Origin of the sequence: Paenibacillus solani (assembly GCF_050475945.1) — a bacterium.
GTDB classification, from domain to species: Bacteria; Bacillota; Bacilli; order Paenibacillales; family Paenibacillaceae; genus Paenibacillus_AQ; species Paenibacillus_AQ solani_A.
Map to the genome: position 1 here is coordinate 20,144 of NZ_JBCMXJ010000004.1, position 16,191 is coordinate 36,334.

The following is a 16,191-nucleotide window of genomic DNA, read 5'->3' on the forward strand; positions in this document are numbered from 1 at the left end:
ATAAAAAGAAGGATTTTAGGTTTGCTATGTGGAATTATACACCAAGTCTCTGATGGAAAAAGGTGGTGAACACATATGCAAATTACGGATGTCAGACTCCGCCGTGTTAACTCTGAGGGGAGAATGAAGGCAATCGCATCCATTACCATCGATAATGAGTTTGTCGTTCACGACATTCGCGTCATCGACGGTAACAATGGAATGTTTGTTGCAATGCCGAGCAAACGCACTCCTGATGGAGAATTCCGCGACATTGCCCATCCCATTTCTTCCGGTACCCGCGAGAAGATTCAATCGGCTGTATTGGCTGAGTATGAGCGAGCGGCTACAGAAGAAGAAGTGATTGAAGAAGGCGCTTAAGTTTTACAATTGGGGTTCAAGGAAAAGAGAGCCATGTCTATGGCTCTCTTTTCTTTTTTTGTAGAATGATATATATTCAGTAGTGAGTTCAAGAGGAGGAGGCATGGCCCTTGAAAAGATATGCTATTGTGCTCGCCGCTGGGCAGGGCAAACGTATGAAATCCAAACTTTATAAAGTGCTGCATCCTGTTTGTGGCAAGCCGATGGTTGGACACGTACTGCAAACGGTGCAGCAGGTAAACTGTGAACGCAGCGTTGTGGTCGTAGGACACGGGGCAGAAAAGGTCCGTGCCTATCTACAAGACGCAGCTGAATATGTTCTGCAAGAGCAGCAGCTCGGAACAGGTCATGCTGTAAAGCAGGCCAAGGAACTTCTGGGTGCCGAGGAAGGATCCACCATTGTCATCTGCGGCGATACTCCGCTCGTGACGTCCGAAACACTGGAGAATCTTCTGAAACTTCATGAAAGCAGCCGTGCGGCCGCTACCGTACTGACCGCGCATATGGATAACCCGAAGGGTTACGGCCGGGTCATTCGCGGCGAAGATGGAAGCGTGCTGCGGATTGTTGAGCAGAAGGATTGCAGTCCGGAAGAGGACGCAGTTACTGAAATTAATACCGGTACCTATTGTTTTGACAATAAAAAGCTATTTGCGGCATTAGACAGCGTGACCAATCAGAACGCGCAGCAGGAATATTATCTGACCGATTGCATCGGGATTCTGAAACAAGCCGGCGAGACCGTGCTTGCTTATCAGACAGATGACTATGCGGAATCGATTGGCGTGAATGATCGTCATGCCCTATCGGAAGCAGAAGGCTTTATGAGAGATCGCATCAACCGCATGCACATGTTGAACGGTGTTACCATCATCGATCCAGCTTCAACGTACATCGGTGCTGATGTTACCATTGGCTCAGATACCATACTGTATCCGGGGACCGTTTTGAAAGGTAATACGGTGATCGGTGAAGATTGCGTGATCGGACCGGGCTCCGATATCGAAGATTCCGTTATCGCGGATGGTGCTAGCGTCAAACATTCGGTGCTAAGCAGCGCTGAAGTCGGTTCTCGTACCACGGTAGGGCCTTTTGCTTATCTTCGTCCAGGCGCCAAACTGGGTGAGGACGTGAAGGTAGGCGATTTCGTCGAAGTGAAGAATGCCACCATTGATAATGGATCCAAGGTATCTCATCTCAGCTATGTGGGGGATGCCAAGGTCGGCAAGAATGTTAATATCGGCTGTGGTGCGATAACAGTCAACTATGATGGATATAATAAGTATGTTACCGAAATTGAAGATGATGCCTTTATCGGCAGTAATGTAAATTTGATTGCCCCAGTGAAGGTAGGCAAGGGCGCATTCGTCGTTGCCGGCTCTACCATAACGCATTCGATTTCGGATAATGATCTGGCCATTGCCAGACAGCGTCAAGAGAACAAGCCAGGGTACGCAGAAAAAATGCGGGCACGCGCCATTGCTAAGAAGAACAATAAATCATAATCATTCCTGCTTCTGTTATAAGAGTGAAGCGGTGATCGGATAGCCTAATTCAACGAACCAGCACGGAGGGTTTTTATTCTATGACTTATCTTGATTCGAAATTAAAAATATTCACGTGTAATTCCAATCCTAAACTTGCCCATCAAATCGCTGATTATATCGGTATTCCGATGGGGGAATCACATACAACCAGCTTTAGCGACGGCGAGATTCAAGTAAAGCTCTCCGAGAGCGTACGGGGCTGTCATGTTTATATTGTGCAGTCTACTTGTTTGCCGGTAAATGATAATCTCATGGAGCTGCTGGTTATGGTGGATGCGCTTAAGCGGGCATCGGCGAAGAGCATCAACGTGGTTATTCCTTACTACGGATATGCCCGTCAGGATCGCAAAGCGCGTTCGCGGGATCCGATCACCGCTAAACTGGTTGCAAACCTGATCGAAAAAGCAGGCGCCCATCGTGTTATTACGATGGACTTGCATGCGATGCAGATTCAGGGCTTCTTCGACATTCCGGTGGACCATCTGCTCGGCGTGCCGATCCTTGCCCAGTATTTCCGTTCGAAACAAATCGAGAATCCTGTCGTTGTTTCTCCGGATCACGGCGGGGTGGTACGCGCCAGAAAGCTTGCTGATTTCCTGAATGCGCCGCTTGCCATTATTGATAAGCGCCGCCCTGAGCCGAATGTCAGCGAAGTGATGAACATTATCGGGAATATCGAAGGCAAGACGGCTATTCTGATTGATGACATCATTGATACGGCAGGCACGATTGTGCTGGGTGCCAATGCCTTGATGGAAGGTGGAGTCAAGGAAGTCTATGCATGCTGTACCCACCCGGTTCTTTCCGGTCCGGCACATGAACGTCTGGAGAACTCTCCGCTCAAGGAAGTTGTCGTAACAGACACTATTCCGATTACCCATCCGAACCCAAGCAGCAAGCTGACCGTGCTGTCGGTTGCTCCGTTAATGGGCGAAGCCATTATCCGGGTTCACGAGGAATTGTCGATCAGCAAACTGTTTGAGATAGAATAATAAACCGTGTAAAGGCAGGGTTACATCTCCTTCATAAGAGATGTAACCCTTGTCGGCTATGGAGAGGATGCAGGTCATCCATCCAGCTGTGTAGCATAGTCGGGAAGAAAACGTTTTCATGATTAGGGCCTGCTTGGAATCGGCCTATCCTGTCAGTACCCGGGTCTCGATATGAAAGTAAATGTGCCTCGGTTGTAAAGCGTACCCTCAAGCTCGACAAAATAGGCATCAACTGCTGTAATGAGTCCAATGTCTATATGAGAGCCGAGTTCATAGACTTGAACAGGGATGCCATGCTTCATGTGGTACTGAAAATGGCTGTGATGCGTTAACTTTCGTTCATTCGTATTCAATGCCGATTTCACCTTCTTAGAGGGCATACGCCAATGGGTTTTGTTCATATTGTACTCAGAAATGGACAAAGAAGAAAGTATAAATCGTGAAAGGAATCAACCTGTGATGAAATGGATCGTCGGACTGGGCAACCCCGGACCAAATTATGAGAAGACTAGGCACAATGTCGGTTTCATGGCGCTGGATGCTTTGGCAGAACGTCACGGCATGAAGTTTAATCAGAATAAATGCAAGTCGGTCATCGCCGAGGGCATGATCTCGGGTCATAAAACGGTTTTGATTAAACCGATGACGTATATGAACCTATCAGGCGAAGCAGTTCGCGCCTACATGGATTATTACAAAGTGAGTTTAGAAGATATGATTGTGGTTTATGATGATTTGGACACCGCCGTTGGCAAAATTCGTTTGCGATATCAGGGCAGCGCCGGAGGGCACAATGGTATCAAATCGATCATTCAGCATACAGGCACGCAGAGCTTTAACCGTGTCCGTATGGGCATATCGAGGCCAGAGCCGGGTTATGCCATTGTGGACTATGTGCTGGGAACCTTCCCGAAGAAAGAGCGGGAACTACTGCAGAATATGGTGGAAGAAACGTGTGATGCTTTGGAATTCAGTCTGGATCATACCTTTGAGCAGACAATGGCCAAGTTTAACAAGTAGAGTAGGGTGTCAGATTCAAGGGATTTCGAAGATGGCCCAGCCCTCGGTTACGAAGGGGACCTGCGTCTTAAACAAGGAAAACTCGGGCATACTGAAGGTATATACGACCTTCAGGAGGCATATGATGGCGATAACTTATGTTTGCAGACACTGTCGAGCGTTTCAGGGCCGCATTGATTCCCATGACATATCCGATGCTCGTCTCGGTTTCGATTCCTTGACCGCTGAGGAACGCAGGGATATAATAGCGTATGATTTTAACGGAGAGGTCATGGTTCGGGTAACCTGCGACCATTGCCGAGAAGCGCTGGAAGCTCATCCGGAACTCAGTCTTTTGGCAAATCCCTTACAATAAGCGTATAATGGAATACAAGATGTTTTTTGGTAGAAGACATACAGCGGCAGTCCCTGTCGCTGCTCTAGCCTTGGCAGTTTTGCTCAAGGCTTCTTTTCGATTATGATTTTTTGGCAATTGTCCAAAATCCCATGAGAAATAGAGTTTAAGAAATTCATTTCTTTTGCATAAGAGAGGTGCCCCCTTTTGTTACAAGCACTTATTGATGTATTTTCGAAAGATTCGGATTTCAAATCCATAACGGCTGGCGTTCAAGCCGGCATGAGGGAGCAATTGATCTCCGGTCTTTCCGGATCGTCCAGACAAATCTTAATGGCTGCACTCCACCAAGACCAACAGCGCCCACTGCTTGTAGTCACCCATAATATGTTCTCAGCCCAGAAGATTGCGGATGATTTGCAGGAAGCGCTCTCACCCGAACAAGTGTTATTATACCCGGCGAACGAACTGGTGGCGGCCGAGTCCGCAGTTTCAAGCCCCGAGACGCTCGCGCAGCGGATAGATGTACTCGTCCAATGTGCAAGAGGCTTTCGGGGTGTTGTCGTTGCGCCTTTTTCGGGTGTGCGTCGTCTTCTTCCTGCTCCGGAAGTGATGGCTGATGCCCGCATTGTGCTCCATGACGGCGGGACTCTCCAGCTTGATTCTTTCCTGAACCAAATGATTGGGATGGGTTATGAACGGGTGGAGCGCGTGGAGAGTCGCGGGGAGATGAGTGTCCGCGGTGGTATTATTGACTTTTATCCCATGACAACAACTATGGCGTACCGCGTCGAGCTGTTTGATGAAGATATTGACTCGATCCGTACCTTCGACCCGGTAGATCAGCGTTCCGTTGATAAGGTGCGCGAAGTTACGATTACACCTTGCAAGGAAATTATTGCGGATTCAGAGCGGCTTAACCGTACAGCAGATACGGTCGCCAGACAGCTGGAAGCGCAGCTCGAGCGCATGAGTGACCGCCAGGCCAAGCTTCGCCTCCGGGAAGAAATACACCGGGAAGTGGAAATGCTGCGTGAGCGGATCTATTTCCCTGAGATCTATAAATATATTTCTCTGTTATATCCGGAGAAGACATGTCTGTATGATTACATGCCGAAGGACACCATTCTTATTATGGATGAGCCTGCCCGTCTGCTGGAAACAGCCAAGCAGCTTGAACGGGATGAAGCCGAATGGAATTTGCATCTTATGCAGAATGGCAAGTCGCTGCCCGATCTTCCATTATCGCTGGAAACCGAGGAGCTGATCTATCAGCATCCTTATCAGAGCCTCTTGATTTCTATTTTCTTGCGTCAGGTGCCGAGAATGCAGCCGCAGAATATCGTCAACCTGGTGACACGCGGTATGCAGGATTTCCATGGCCAGATGAATGTGCTTAAGGCCGAAATGGAGCGCTGGAAGAAATCGGGTGTTCAGGTCATGATGCTGGCGGGCGATGCCGAGCGGATGGAACGTATGCGGCGGGTATTGCTGGATTATGGAATCGAAGAACCGCTTATGTATGAGGGACATCTTCAGAATGGCTTTGAGATGCCTTCGGTCCACACGGTCATTATCACCGAGAACGAGATGTTCTCCTCGAAGCAGCGCAAAACGCGGAAAACGACCCGAAATATGGATAATGCAGAGCGCATAAAGAGCTACACCGAGCTCAAAGTGGGCGATTATGTGGTGCATCAAAACCACGGGATCGGGAAATATATGGGTATCGGAACGCTTGAAATCAATGGAATCCACAAGGATTACATGCATATTTTGTACGCCGGCAGCGATAAGCTGTCCGTTCCGATTGAGCAGATCGATCTGATCCAGAAATATGTCGGTTCTGAAGACAAGGAGCCCAAGGTTTATAAGCTGGGCGGGAACGAATGGACCCGGGTCAAGAACAAGGTTCGTTCTTCCGTTCAGGATATCGCTGACGATCTGATTAAATTGTATGCTGAGCGTCAGTCCGCACCGGGGTACGGGTTTGAGAAGGATACGTCGGAGCAGCAGGAATTTGAGGACATGTTCCCTTATGACGAGACACCCGATCAGCTTCGTGCAATTACCGAAATCAAGAAAGATATGGAACAGAACCGTCCGATGGACCGGTTGTTGTGCGGTGATGTAGGTTACGGTAAAACGGAAGTGGCGGTTCGTGCTGCATTCAAGGCTGCGATTGAAGGAAAGCAGGTTGCAGTTCTGGTGCCGACAACGATCTTGGCCCAGCAACACTATGAGACATTCCGCGAGCGATTCGCCAATTACCCGATTAATATTCAGGTGCTGAGCCGTTTCCGCGGTCGTAAGGAGCAGAATGAGACGATCAAGAAGGTTAAACAGGGCACGGTCGATATATTAATCGGGACCCATCGCCTGCTGTCCCAGGATATTGTGTTCAAGGATCTGGGACTCCTGATCGTGGATGAAGAGCAGCGGTTCGGCGTTACGCACAAGGAGAAACTGAAGAAGCTGAAAACCAATGTGGACGTACTCACGCTGACGGCAACGCCGATTCCGCGTACCCTGCATATGTCGATGCTCGGTGTCCGGGACTTGTCCGTCATTGAGACGCCGCCGGAGAACCGCTTTCCGGTGCAGACGTATGTCGTGGAGCACAGCCAGACTTTGGTGCGGGAAGCGATCGAGCGGGAACTGGCTAGGGGCGGACAGGTTTACTATCTCTACAACCGGGTCCAGGGCATTCAGGAAATGGCGGCACAAATATCCATGCTGGTGCCCGATGCCCGGGTGGGTGTTGGCCACGGCCAAATGTCCGAGACCGAGCTCGAGAAGACCATTCTCGACTTCCTGGACGGCGAGTACGACGTATTGGTAAGTACGAGCATTATTGAAACGGGTGTCGATATCCCGAATGTAAACACGCTGATTGTGCATGATGCTGACAAAATGGGTCTCTCCCAGCTGTACCAGCTGCGCGGGCGCGTGGGGCGTTCCAACCGGATCGCTTATGCTTATTTCACGTACCAGCGTGACAAGGTACTGACTGAAGTGGCCGAGAAGCGGCTGCAGTCTATTAAAGAATTTACGGAGCTTGGCTCCGGTTTCAAGATTGCGATGCGAGACCTGTCGATTCGCGGAGCCGGTAACTTGCTTGGAGCCGAGCAGCATGGCTTTATTGCTTCCGTCGGTTTCGACCTCTATTCGCAGATGTTGGCAGAGGAAATCCAGAAACGCAAAGTCAGCATGCTGGGAGAGCCGTCCCTGCCTTCGAAGGATTGGAACACATCCATTGACCTTGGCATCGACGCCTATTTGCCATCGGATTATATCTATGACAGCATTCAAAAAATCGAAATTTATAAAAAAGTGGCTGTCGTTTCGTCGATTGATGAATCGGCTGAGCTTGAAGATGAGCTGCTTGACCGCTTTGGTGAGCTGCCATTTGCGGTAAGTAACCTGCTCGCCGTATCCCGCTTGAAGGTTTACGGCCGTATGTATGGGATCGATTCGATCACCCAGCGAGGGGATGACGTCCTGCTGCAGTTCTATGAAGGGCAGGATAAGGCGGTTAACACGGCAGGACTTGCGCAGATTGGAAATCTCTTTGAAAGACGTGTACAATTTGAAAAAGGGCCCAATATGGTCATACGGATCAAGGGTAAAGGGCTCAGCGATCAACAATTATTAGAATTGTTGGAGCAATTCCTGGAGGCTGCACGAGAGCCATTCAACCTGAAGGGAGAACTACAAAATGCCGTCAAGAAATAACAAGGCATGGAAGACATTTATTGTATCGATTACAGCGGTACTATCCATGTCGATGATCGCCGCGTGCGGAAACGACAAGGCTAAAGAAAAAGTAGAAGATAACAGTAAAGTCATCGTCAAATATAAGGGTGGCGAAATGACCGAGAAGGAATTTGACCTGGAGCAGCGTGTGGTCAAGGTCATGTCCCCGGAATATGCCCAATTTTTGGAAATGGATGAGTTTAAGGAGTATTTGGCGAAGCAAGGGGTAGCCTACGAATACCTCTACGGCAAAGCGGATGATAAATCCAAGCAAGCGGCCGAGAAGCAAGCCGATGATCTGTTGAAGCAATATAAAAACGGAATGGGCGAAGAGCAGTTCAAGTCCGTGCTCGCATCACAGAAATTGGAAGAGCAGGATTTGAGAAACTATATGCTGCGCGTATTTACCGTCATGGAGCAAGAGAAGAGCCAGGTCTCCGAAGAGGATATCAAGAAGGAATTTGAGGCGAACAAGAAGGATTACACCAATATTAGTGTTCGTCATGTCCTGATTGGCTTCAAAGATCCGGAAGGTAAGGAAAGAGCAGAAGGCGAGGCACTCAAAATTGCCAAGGAAGTTCAAGCCAAGCTCAATAAGGGGGAAGACTTCGCCAAGGTAGCGAAGGAATATTCCGAGGATCCGGGCTCCAAGGACAAGGGCGGCCTGTATGAGAACAAGCCAGCCGGTACCTGGGTGCCCCAATTCAAGGAAAAAGCGCTGACCCTGGAGCTGAACAAAATCAGCGATCCGGTTGAGACCGATTACGGCTATCATGTGATGAAGGTCGAGAAGCGTGAGGAAGTGACATACGACAAGCTTCCGGCCGATCAGAAAGAGGGCATTCGGAACGAGCTGGCTTCGGCGAAGATCGATAACTTTATGCAGAATGAGCTCAATGGCCTGATTGAGAGCATGAACCTGCCGAAGAATGAGAAGACGGACAAGCCAGCTGAAGGTACAGGCACCGACAAGAAAGACGGGGCAACCGATAAACCAGCAGAAGGCCAGAAGACACCGGATACTGGCAAGGAAGATACAGGTAAATAGGTAGAAGGTCAAATATCTCAGCCTGATTAGTGCTTTTTTGGTGTCATGAATCATGCAGAGTCACTTGTTGATGTCTTGACCTAAGGATGGGATTTTATAGAATCCATAACGTGTGAATGAGCGCGTTATGGATTTTTTCTCCCCGAAAGAGGGCATGGAGGGCTTATCAAGCCTTACCTGAGGCGATATTTATTTTTGGATTTCGCAACCAACCGAGGGTAGATGATGTATAAGGAATTGGGAATGGATGAATACTATGGTCAGACATTAACTCTTAAATACCTGGGGACATCCTCTTCTCGAATGGAACAGTAGTTGAAAAATCTTCTTATGAAAGTGGGGCAACAAGTGACATGAAAGCTACTGGTATCGTCCGCCGTATTGATGACCTCGGGCGCGTGGTCATTCCAAAGGAAATTAGACGCACATTGCGGATTCGCGAAGGCGACCCGCTCGAAATTTTCGTTGACCGGGATGGAGAAGTCATTCTGAAGAAATATTCGCCAATTGGTGAATTGGGCGATTTTGCGAAGGAATATGCAGAATCCCTTTATGAGAGCACAGGTCACATCACGATTATATCGGACCGTGATACATTTATCGCCGTAGCAGGCGGCTCCAAGAAAGAGTACTTGGACAAGCCGATCGGCAATCTTCTGGAGAACTGCATGGAGAATCGCAAAACGGTGCTTGAAAGCAACAGCGGCACTTATGAGATCGGCAAAGACAACCCGGAAGCCTTGTCTGCTTTCGTGGCTGCACCTATCGTTGCAGGAGGAGACCCGATCGGCTGTGTTGTACTGCTGAACAAGGACGAATCCGTAAACATGGGTGAGATGGAAGTGAAAATGTCTGAAACCGCCGCGGGCTTCCTCGGCAAGCAAATGGAACAGTAAGACGAGGATACGCTCCTTGGATGAAAGACTCCCGCTGAACGTTGATCCAAAAGGGTCAATCGACAGCAGGGAGTTTTTATTGTCCAGCTTTTTTGTGCCGCGCTTCCACCCTTGGTTATAATGGAGGTACACATGACAGCATTGCAAGAAAATGTTGGTCTGTAATCCGGTAGTGTGACTAGGGGACAGGAAGCGAAATGAAACCAGATCAAACAGGAGCAAGGATGCTGCAGGGAGCATTTATTCTCGGTGCGGCTGCAGTGCTGTCCAAGCTGATTGGCACATTGCAAAAGATACCGCTGCAAAATATGGGCGGAGATGCGGTATTCGGCATTTATAACACGGTTTATCCGTTCTACATGATGATCATTACGGTTGCAGCCATCGGCTTTCCTGCAGCCGTCTCCAAATATGTGGCCGAGTATGAGACGGAAGGGCGTACCGAGGACGCGCATCGGCTGCTGCGTTTATCTTCCGTCGTGTTGGTGTTGTTCGGGGTGATTCTGGGTTTACTGATGTATGCTTGTGCTCCATGGATAGGGCAGTGGATCGGAAGCAGCCAGGTGGTTCCCGCTCTCCGTGCAGGTGCGCTGGCACTGGCCTTCGTTCCTTGGATGTCCGTGCTGCGTGGTTATTTTCAGGGGCTTCATGAGATGATGCCGACTGCCATGTCTCAGGTTACCGAACAGACCGTTCGCGTCGGGGTCATGATTGCCCTGCTGCTCTATATGGTTCATACCGGTGCGGATGCCGATATGATTGCAGCGGGGGCTCTGCTCGGATCTGCCGCCGGCGGTGCAGCCGGGCTGATGGTGATGATGCTGTATTGGCGTGGTCATGTCCGCTCATATCGGGGAGAAGCACGGCGAGAGACACAGCAAGGAAGCACGTCGCCTGCGTTAGAGGATTCGGAAATGCAGGCAGGTGTGGGCAAGGAGAGGGCGGGCGTTCTCATCCGCCGTCTGTTTGCCTATGGTATCCCGGTCTGTCTTAGCTTGCTCGCCGTTCCACTTATCGGGCTGGTGGATACTTTCACCGTGCCCCGTTTGCTGGCCTCCAGCGGGCTCGGGGAAGACTTGGCAATGGCTCAGTTTGGAATCTATAACCGCGGGCTGCCGCTGGTTCAGCTGGTTACCATGCTGGCGGCTTCCCTGTCGGTTCTGTTCATCCCGGCCCTGGCTGAAGCCAAGTTCCGGGGAGAGCTAAACCGGGCCCAAGGCCAGACCCGGATGGCGCTTCGCTGGTTCTGGCTGATCGGGATGACAGCATCAGTCGGCTTGGCCGTGCTGGCCGAGCCGATCAATATTATGCTGTACGAAGATACCGCAGGGACGGTGACGATGCGAGTGATCGCATTCACGGCTGCCGGGGGCACATTGAGTACGATTACGGCTGCGCTGCTGCAAGGCATGGGCATCGTGAGAGCCCCGGCATTTCATCTGCTCGCTGCGGCGGGACTGAAGCTGCTGCTCAATCTGCTGCTGGTGCCGCTGCTAGGTATTACCGGGGCCGCGATCGCCGGCGTGGCTGCCCATTTGGCGGCCGCAGCGCTCAACCTCTTGCTGCTCTCGCGCCGTGCGGGAGCAAGGCTTGATGGCGGCGGCATGCTCGCACGGACGTTGCTGGTTCTCGCCGCGGTGGGGCTCGCCGCCTGGGGTGCCAGTAAGGCAATCAGCGGCATGCTGGTGGTCATTGGCTTCGCCCCCGGGCGCCTTGCCTACGCCGCCATGAGCCTTGGCGGCGTTGCGGCCGGTGGACTGGCCTTTCTCATCGGCGCAGCGCTCACGAGGCTCCTCACGGAAGAGGAGCTTGCGCAGCTGCCGAAGCTGGGCAGACCGATATCTGCCTTCTTGCGGTTTATGCGTGTGCTGCGCTAGGCAGGGCAGACGTGTGATGTTTGATCTTCTGTGATATAGTAGTGTACGATAATGACGTCGACAAGGCGGATGAAGAGCGAAAGGAAGTAGTGTTATGAGTGCATCCATTACGGTGGTCGGCCTGGGTTCGGGCAATCCGGATCGATTGACGATAGGTATCCTAAAAACCATGCAGCGTGCATCGAAGGTATATGTCCGCACATTATCCCATCCGGTTATCGCTGCGCTCAACGAACTTGAGGTACATCCGGACTCGTTTGACCATTTGTATGAAGCGCATGACACCTTTCCTGAGGTGTACGAATCCATTGCTTCCGCATTAATCAATCTGGCCAAAGCCGGTGATGAAGGTCAAGAGCTGGTCTATGCGGTACCGGGACATCCGATGGTAGCAGAAGCCACAGTCCGTTTGTTGCGGGAACGCTGCCCTGAGCAGAATGTGACGCTTACGGTGCTCGGCGGCGAGAGCTTTTTGGACGAGGCATTCGTCCGTCTTGGTTTCGATCCCATTGAGGGCTTTCAGCTTCTTGATGCTGCTGAGCTCAGAGCAAGTCTTGTTCAGCCGCAGCTGCATACCTTGATTGGCCAGGTGTATGATATGTTTACCGCTTCTGAAGTGAAGCTGGCGCTGATGGAGCTGTATCCGGATGATTATCCGGTCATTGTCGGCCATGCTCTGGGCGTTGAAGGCGAGGAAGTCATCGAGCACGTGCCATTGTATGAGCTGGATCGTATCGAAGGATATGGAAACCTATCCCTTGTCTACGTGCCCCGGAGTGATGACAGCAAGCTTCGGCAGCGAACCTTTGCCAGGCTGCATGAGATTGTCGGCATTCTTCGCAGTCCTGAGGGATGCCCATGGGATCGTGAGCAGACCCATGAGTCTATCCGCAAAAATCTGATCGAAGAAACCTATGAGGTGCTCGAGACGATTGATGAGGATGACCCTGAGCATATGCAGGAAGAACTCGGAGATCTGCTGCTGCAGATCATGCTTCATTCCCAGATGGAAGAGGAACTGGGCACGTTTACAGTGTATGATGTGATTCAGGCTCTGAATGACAAGCTGATCTACCGCCACCCGCATGTGTTTGGCGAGAGCCATGCCGAGGATGCAGAGTCCGCCCTGCAGAATTGGGAACAGATGAAGGCTGAGGAGAAACGCCGCAAGGGGCTCTCCCCGGAGAAAGCCTCGGCACTGGAAGGCATACCGCGGGATCTTCCCGCATTGATGAAGGCGTACAAACTCCAGAAGAAAGCATCCAAGGTCGGGTTCGATTGGGATCATATCGAGGGTGTATTCCAGAAGATTGAAGAAGAACTCGGCGAACTGCGGCAGGCAGTAGCGGAGGGGCAATCGGAGCGGGATACGGCATTGGAGCTGGGAGACCTGTTGTTCGCCGTCTCGAATGCGGCAAGATTTATCGGAGCGGACCCGGAAGAAGCACTTTCGAGAACCAATCGGAAGTTTGTTGCTCGCTTCAGCTACATAGAGCAGCAGCTTGCTGCTCAGGGTAAAACTTTGCAAGAGAGCACGCTGGATGAAATGGAAGCTCTTTGGCAGGCGGCCAAGTCAGGAATGGCAACCAGTGGCAGCAGCGACGCGTAAAAGCAGCATAAGGCGTGAAAATTAAAAAAAATAGCGAATCACGGCAGGAATTCTGCAAGGCATCCAGAATAATCATGTATGGTGAAACCTTGCCAGAGGCAAGGCGGTATAACCGAATAACCGAAATTTAATATTTTTCTGATAATTGGGAGGATTTAATTCATGAACAAAACAGATCTGATCAACAACATTTCCAGCAAAAGCGGATTGACAAAAAAAGATGTAGAGAACGTATTGAACGGCTTCCTTGGTGAAATCACCGACGCGTTGGCTAATGGCGATAAAGTTCAATTGATCGGTTTCGGCACATTTGAAACTCGCAAGCGCGCTGGACGCACAGGCCGCAACCCGCAAACTGGCAACACAATCGAAATTCCAGAATCCAACGTACCTGCATTCAAGGCAGGGAACAAACTTAAAGAAGCTGTAAAATAATGCGTGTCGATAAATTCCTGAAAGTATCGAGGTTAATCAAGCGGCGCACCGTAGCGAAAGATGTATCGGATCAAGGCCGGGTACTGATCAATGGCCGTGAGGCGAAACCGAGCAGCACGGTTAAATTGGGCGATGAGATCACCGTTCAGTTTGGCCAGAAGCTGGTGACCGTCCGGGTCGAGCGTCTTACCGAGACAACCCGTAAAGAGGAGGCAACCAGCCTCTATACCTTGGTCAAGGAAGAACCGATCGTAAAGGATCGCGGATTGGACTGGTAGTCAGTCTGATCCCCTCCGTGGAACGTCCCTCACACCATATGGTGCGGGGGGCGTTTCTATTTTCCTTAAGATGTGTATATAGAATAGGGTGTTTCAAGCCCGTCCCTTTCGGTAAGTCCTTTCCGGCAGCGCAGCGATCTTTCATGAAGCGTGACTCTTCTTCCAGTTCTAAAGACAGGCACCTTCCCATAAGCTATTGTTAAAAGGAGGGGTACATGCCATGATCGACCAAGGGAAGGGCAAGTTTCATGACCTGAAGATGCAGAACCGAAAGCTGCTGGACATTACGGGCGTCCAGAATGTAGAGAGCTTTGACAGTGAGGAGTTTCTGCTCCAAACGGAACTGGGTCATCTCACAATTCGAGGCCAGAATTTACATATTAAGAATCTCAGCCTGGAAGAGGGGCTTTTATCGATTGAAGGTCAGGTGCATTCGCTGATATATCTGAACCCCGGTTCGCAGGCCAAGAACAAGAGTCTGCTGGGCAAGCTGTTTAAATGAACCCCAGCGTACAGTGGATCACGCTGCTCTGGATGCTCTTCTCCGGAGCGGCGATGGGCGTCGCCTTTGACAGCTACCGGGTGCTGGCAGGGCAGCTCCGATTCCCGTCATGGTCCAAGCATGCCCTTGATTTCTTTTATTGGATTGCGGCAGCCTTCTTCATTTTTCGCATGCTGTATGAGACCAACAATGGACAGCTTCGTTTTTATGTGTTTGTTGGGCTATTTATAGGGGTTTGGATCTATTTTTTATTATGGAGTGTCATAACCCAGCGTTTTGTGGTAATGTTAATTCAGGTGACAAAAGGCTTGCTGTCCTTTTTGTACAAGCTGTTCCGTATGTTGCTGTGGAATCCGATTATAGGAATCCTGATGTTGTGTTTAGGATTACTAAGGTTTCTATGGAGGTTTCTCCTGTCGCTGTTGCGTTTAATACTTAAATGCCTCATGCCTTTTTGGCGGCTATTGAAATGGATGCTGAGACCCATCACATCCAGAATCAGGCTGCCTGCATGGTACAAGCAATTTGCGGACAAGGTTATTAAGGCGTGGAAACGCTGGTTTTAGGAGGTATGGTCATGGGAAGATTTGCTGATCCGTCGAAGCAGGCTCCCCAACAAACCAAGACAAAGAACAAAGGCGCCCGCCGGCGTAAAAGAATGTTTGTGGCGATGATGGCGCTGTTTTTGATCTGGGCAGGTTCGACGCTTTGGTCCCAGAATGACCGCATCCGTAATCAGAATGAAGCGCTGACTCAGAAGAAAGAGGATTATAAGTCCGTAGAACAATCGCTGACGCAGATTACCCATGAAGTGGAGCGATTGAAGGACCCTGAATATATTGGGCAGATTGCCCGCAAGAAGTTTGGACTGTATCTGCCAAACGAGACGCCGATCATTCAGCCTCAGAATTCGGGCGAAGCGCCCTAATCGGGCATGACAGACGTCTGTTGACCTTGTTTAGGTCATTATCGTATAATCAAATCACCGCAGCGCGATATTAAATCGGACTGTATATTTTTAAGGGAGGATCATTTTATTCTATGGCAATTGAAGTGGGCACCAAGTTAGAGGGCAAGGTGACAGGCATAACGCATTTTGGAGCATTTGTGGATCTGTCAGGAGGTGTCACGGGTCTCGTTCACATCTCGGAAATCGCCGACAACTACGTTAAGGATGTCAATGATCATTTGAAGATCAACGATGTCGTTACCGTGAAGGTCATTAATGTCGATAAGGATGGCAAGATCGGTCTTTCCATTAAGCAGGCTGTCGACAAGCCGGCTTCTGAAAGTCGTCCACCCCGCGCACCGAGACCGGAACGCAGTGGAGGCGGCGGAGAACGATTCGGAGGTGGCGGTGGAGGAGGATTCAACCGTGAACGCGGTGGACGCCCGTTTAAGCCTGCGGCCAACAAGCCTTCATTTGAGGATAAAATGTCACGCTTCCTGAAAGATAGTGAAGAACGAATCTCTTCGCTTAAGAAGAATACGGAAGGCAAACGCGGTGGACGCGGAGCCAAACGTATGTAATTCGATA

Annotated in this window: 17 protein-coding genes; 16 read left to right on the plus strand and 1 reads right to left on the minus strand. The window is 50.3% G+C overall.

What is annotated here, in order from left to right; genetic code table 11:
• Window positions 1-75: 75 nt before the first annotated feature.
• The 3 genes from spoVG (at window position 76) to ABEQ74_RS01450 (ending at window position 2,899) form a co-directional block, all read left to right on the plus strand.
• The gene (gene spoVG, locus ABEQ74_RS01440) at window positions 76-360 is read left to right on the plus strand and encodes a septation regulator SpoVG (RefSeq protein ID WP_006207419.1); all 285 of its coding nucleotides are present in this window, start codon (window positions 76-78) and stop codon (window positions 358-360) included.
• Between the two features lie 110 nt (window positions 361-470).
• Window positions 471-1,865, plus strand: coding sequence for a bifunctional UDP-N-acetylglucosamine diphosphorylase/glucosamine-1-phosphate N-acetyltransferase GlmU (gene glmU, locus ABEQ74_RS01445; RefSeq protein WP_430118700.1), 1,395 nt, complete (start codon window positions 471-473; stop codon window positions 1,863-1,865).
• 80 nt (window positions 1,866-1,945) lie between these two features.
• The gene (locus tag ABEQ74_RS01450) at window positions 1,946-2,899 is read left to right on the plus strand and encodes a ribose-phosphate diphosphokinase (RefSeq protein WP_053490711.1); all 954 of its coding nucleotides are present in this window, start codon (window positions 1,946-1,948) and stop codon (window positions 2,897-2,899) included.
• 152 nt (window positions 2,900-3,051) lie between these two features.
• On the opposite strand, the gene ABEQ74_RS01455 is transcribed toward ABEQ74_RS01450, so the two are convergent.
• Complete coding sequence (locus ABEQ74_RS01455) at window positions 3,052-3,252, minus strand: hypothetical protein (RefSeq protein ID WP_430118703.1); 201 nt, start codon at window positions 3,250-3,252, stop codon at window positions 3,052-3,054.
• Between the two features lie 106 nt (window positions 3,253-3,358).
• On the opposite strand from ABEQ74_RS01455, the gene pth reads away from it, so the two are divergent.
• The 13 genes from pth (at window position 3,359) to ABEQ74_RS01520 (ending at window position 16,184) form a co-directional block, all read left to right on the plus strand.
• Window positions 3,359-3,919 (plus strand): aminoacyl-tRNA hydrolase, encoded by a 561-nt coding sequence (gene pth, locus ABEQ74_RS01460; RefSeq protein ID WP_430118705.1) that lies wholly within the window; start codon window positions 3,359-3,361, stop codon window positions 3,917-3,919.
• A 124-nt stretch (window positions 3,920-4,043) separates the two neighbouring features.
• Window positions 4,044-4,274, plus strand: a complete 231-nt coding sequence (locus ABEQ74_RS01465) for an anti-sigma-F factor Fin (protein WP_430118707.1) — start codon at window positions 4,044-4,046, stop codon at window positions 4,272-4,274.
• A 186-nt stretch (window positions 4,275-4,460) separates the two neighbouring features.
• Window positions 4,461-7,988 carry a transcription-repair coupling factor gene (gene mfd, locus ABEQ74_RS01470; protein ID WP_430118709.1) on the plus strand — a complete coding sequence of 1,176 codons (3,528 nt, stop codon included), beginning with the start codon at window positions 4,461-4,463 and terminating at the stop codon, window positions 7,986-7,988.
• The gene (locus ABEQ74_RS01475; RefSeq protein ID WP_430118711.1) at window positions 7,972-9,057 is read left to right on the plus strand and encodes a peptidylprolyl isomerase; all 1,086 of its coding nucleotides are present in this window, start codon (window positions 7,972-7,974) and stop codon (window positions 9,055-9,057) included. Before mfd ends, ABEQ74_RS01475 begins: the two co-directional genes overlap by 17 nt.
• A 353-nt stretch (window positions 9,058-9,410) precedes the next feature.
• Window positions 9,411-9,953, plus strand: a complete 543-nt coding sequence (spoVT, locus tag ABEQ74_RS01480) for a stage V sporulation protein T (RefSeq protein ID WP_430118713.1) — start codon at window positions 9,411-9,413, stop codon at window positions 9,951-9,953.
• 197 nt (window positions 9,954-10,150) lie between these two features.
• Entirely contained in the window at window positions 10,151-11,830 is a 1,680-nt protein-coding gene (locus ABEQ74_RS01485) for a putative polysaccharide biosynthesis protein (protein ID WP_430118715.1), read from the plus strand.
• 94 nt (window positions 11,831-11,924) lie between these two features.
• Window positions 11,925-13,439 carry a nucleoside triphosphate pyrophosphohydrolase gene (mazG, locus tag ABEQ74_RS01490; protein WP_430118717.1) on the plus strand — a complete coding sequence of 505 codons (1,515 nt, stop codon included), beginning with the start codon at window positions 11,925-11,927 and terminating at the stop codon, window positions 13,437-13,439.
• A gap of 162 nt (window positions 13,440-13,601) precedes the next feature.
• Window positions 13,602-13,874, plus strand: coding sequence for an HU family DNA-binding protein (locus ABEQ74_RS01495; protein WP_053490702.1), 273 nt, complete (start codon window positions 13,602-13,604; stop codon window positions 13,872-13,874).
• Entirely contained in the window at window positions 13,874-14,152 is a 279-nt protein-coding gene (locus ABEQ74_RS01500; protein ID WP_053490701.1) for an RNA-binding S4 domain-containing protein, read from the plus strand. The genes ABEQ74_RS01495 and ABEQ74_RS01500 overlap by 1 nt, the downstream gene beginning before the upstream one ends.
• A 220-nt stretch (window positions 14,153-14,372) precedes the next feature.
• Window positions 14,373-14,654: a sporulation protein YabP gene (gene yabP, locus ABEQ74_RS01505; protein WP_430118719.1), complete on the plus strand. Its 282-nt coding sequence runs from the start codon at window positions 14,373-14,375 to the stop codon at window positions 14,652-14,654.
• On the plus strand, window positions 14,651-15,220 hold the full coding sequence (gene yabQ, locus ABEQ74_RS01510) for a spore cortex biosynthesis protein YabQ (RefSeq protein ID WP_430118721.1): 570 nt from the start codon (window positions 14,651-14,653) through the stop codon (window positions 15,218-15,220). Before yabP ends, yabQ begins: the two co-directional genes overlap by 4 nt.
• An 11-nt stretch (window positions 15,221-15,231) precedes the next feature.
• Window positions 15,232-15,582, plus strand: coding sequence for an FtsB family cell division protein (locus ABEQ74_RS01515; RefSeq protein ID WP_430118723.1), 351 nt, complete (start codon window positions 15,232-15,234; stop codon window positions 15,580-15,582).
• Window positions 15,583-15,695: 113 nt separating this feature from the next.
• Entirely contained in the window at window positions 15,696-16,184 is a 489-nt protein-coding gene (locus ABEQ74_RS01520) for a S1 domain-containing RNA-binding protein (protein WP_009591896.1), read from the plus strand.
• Window positions 16,185-16,191: the final 7 nt, after the last annotated feature.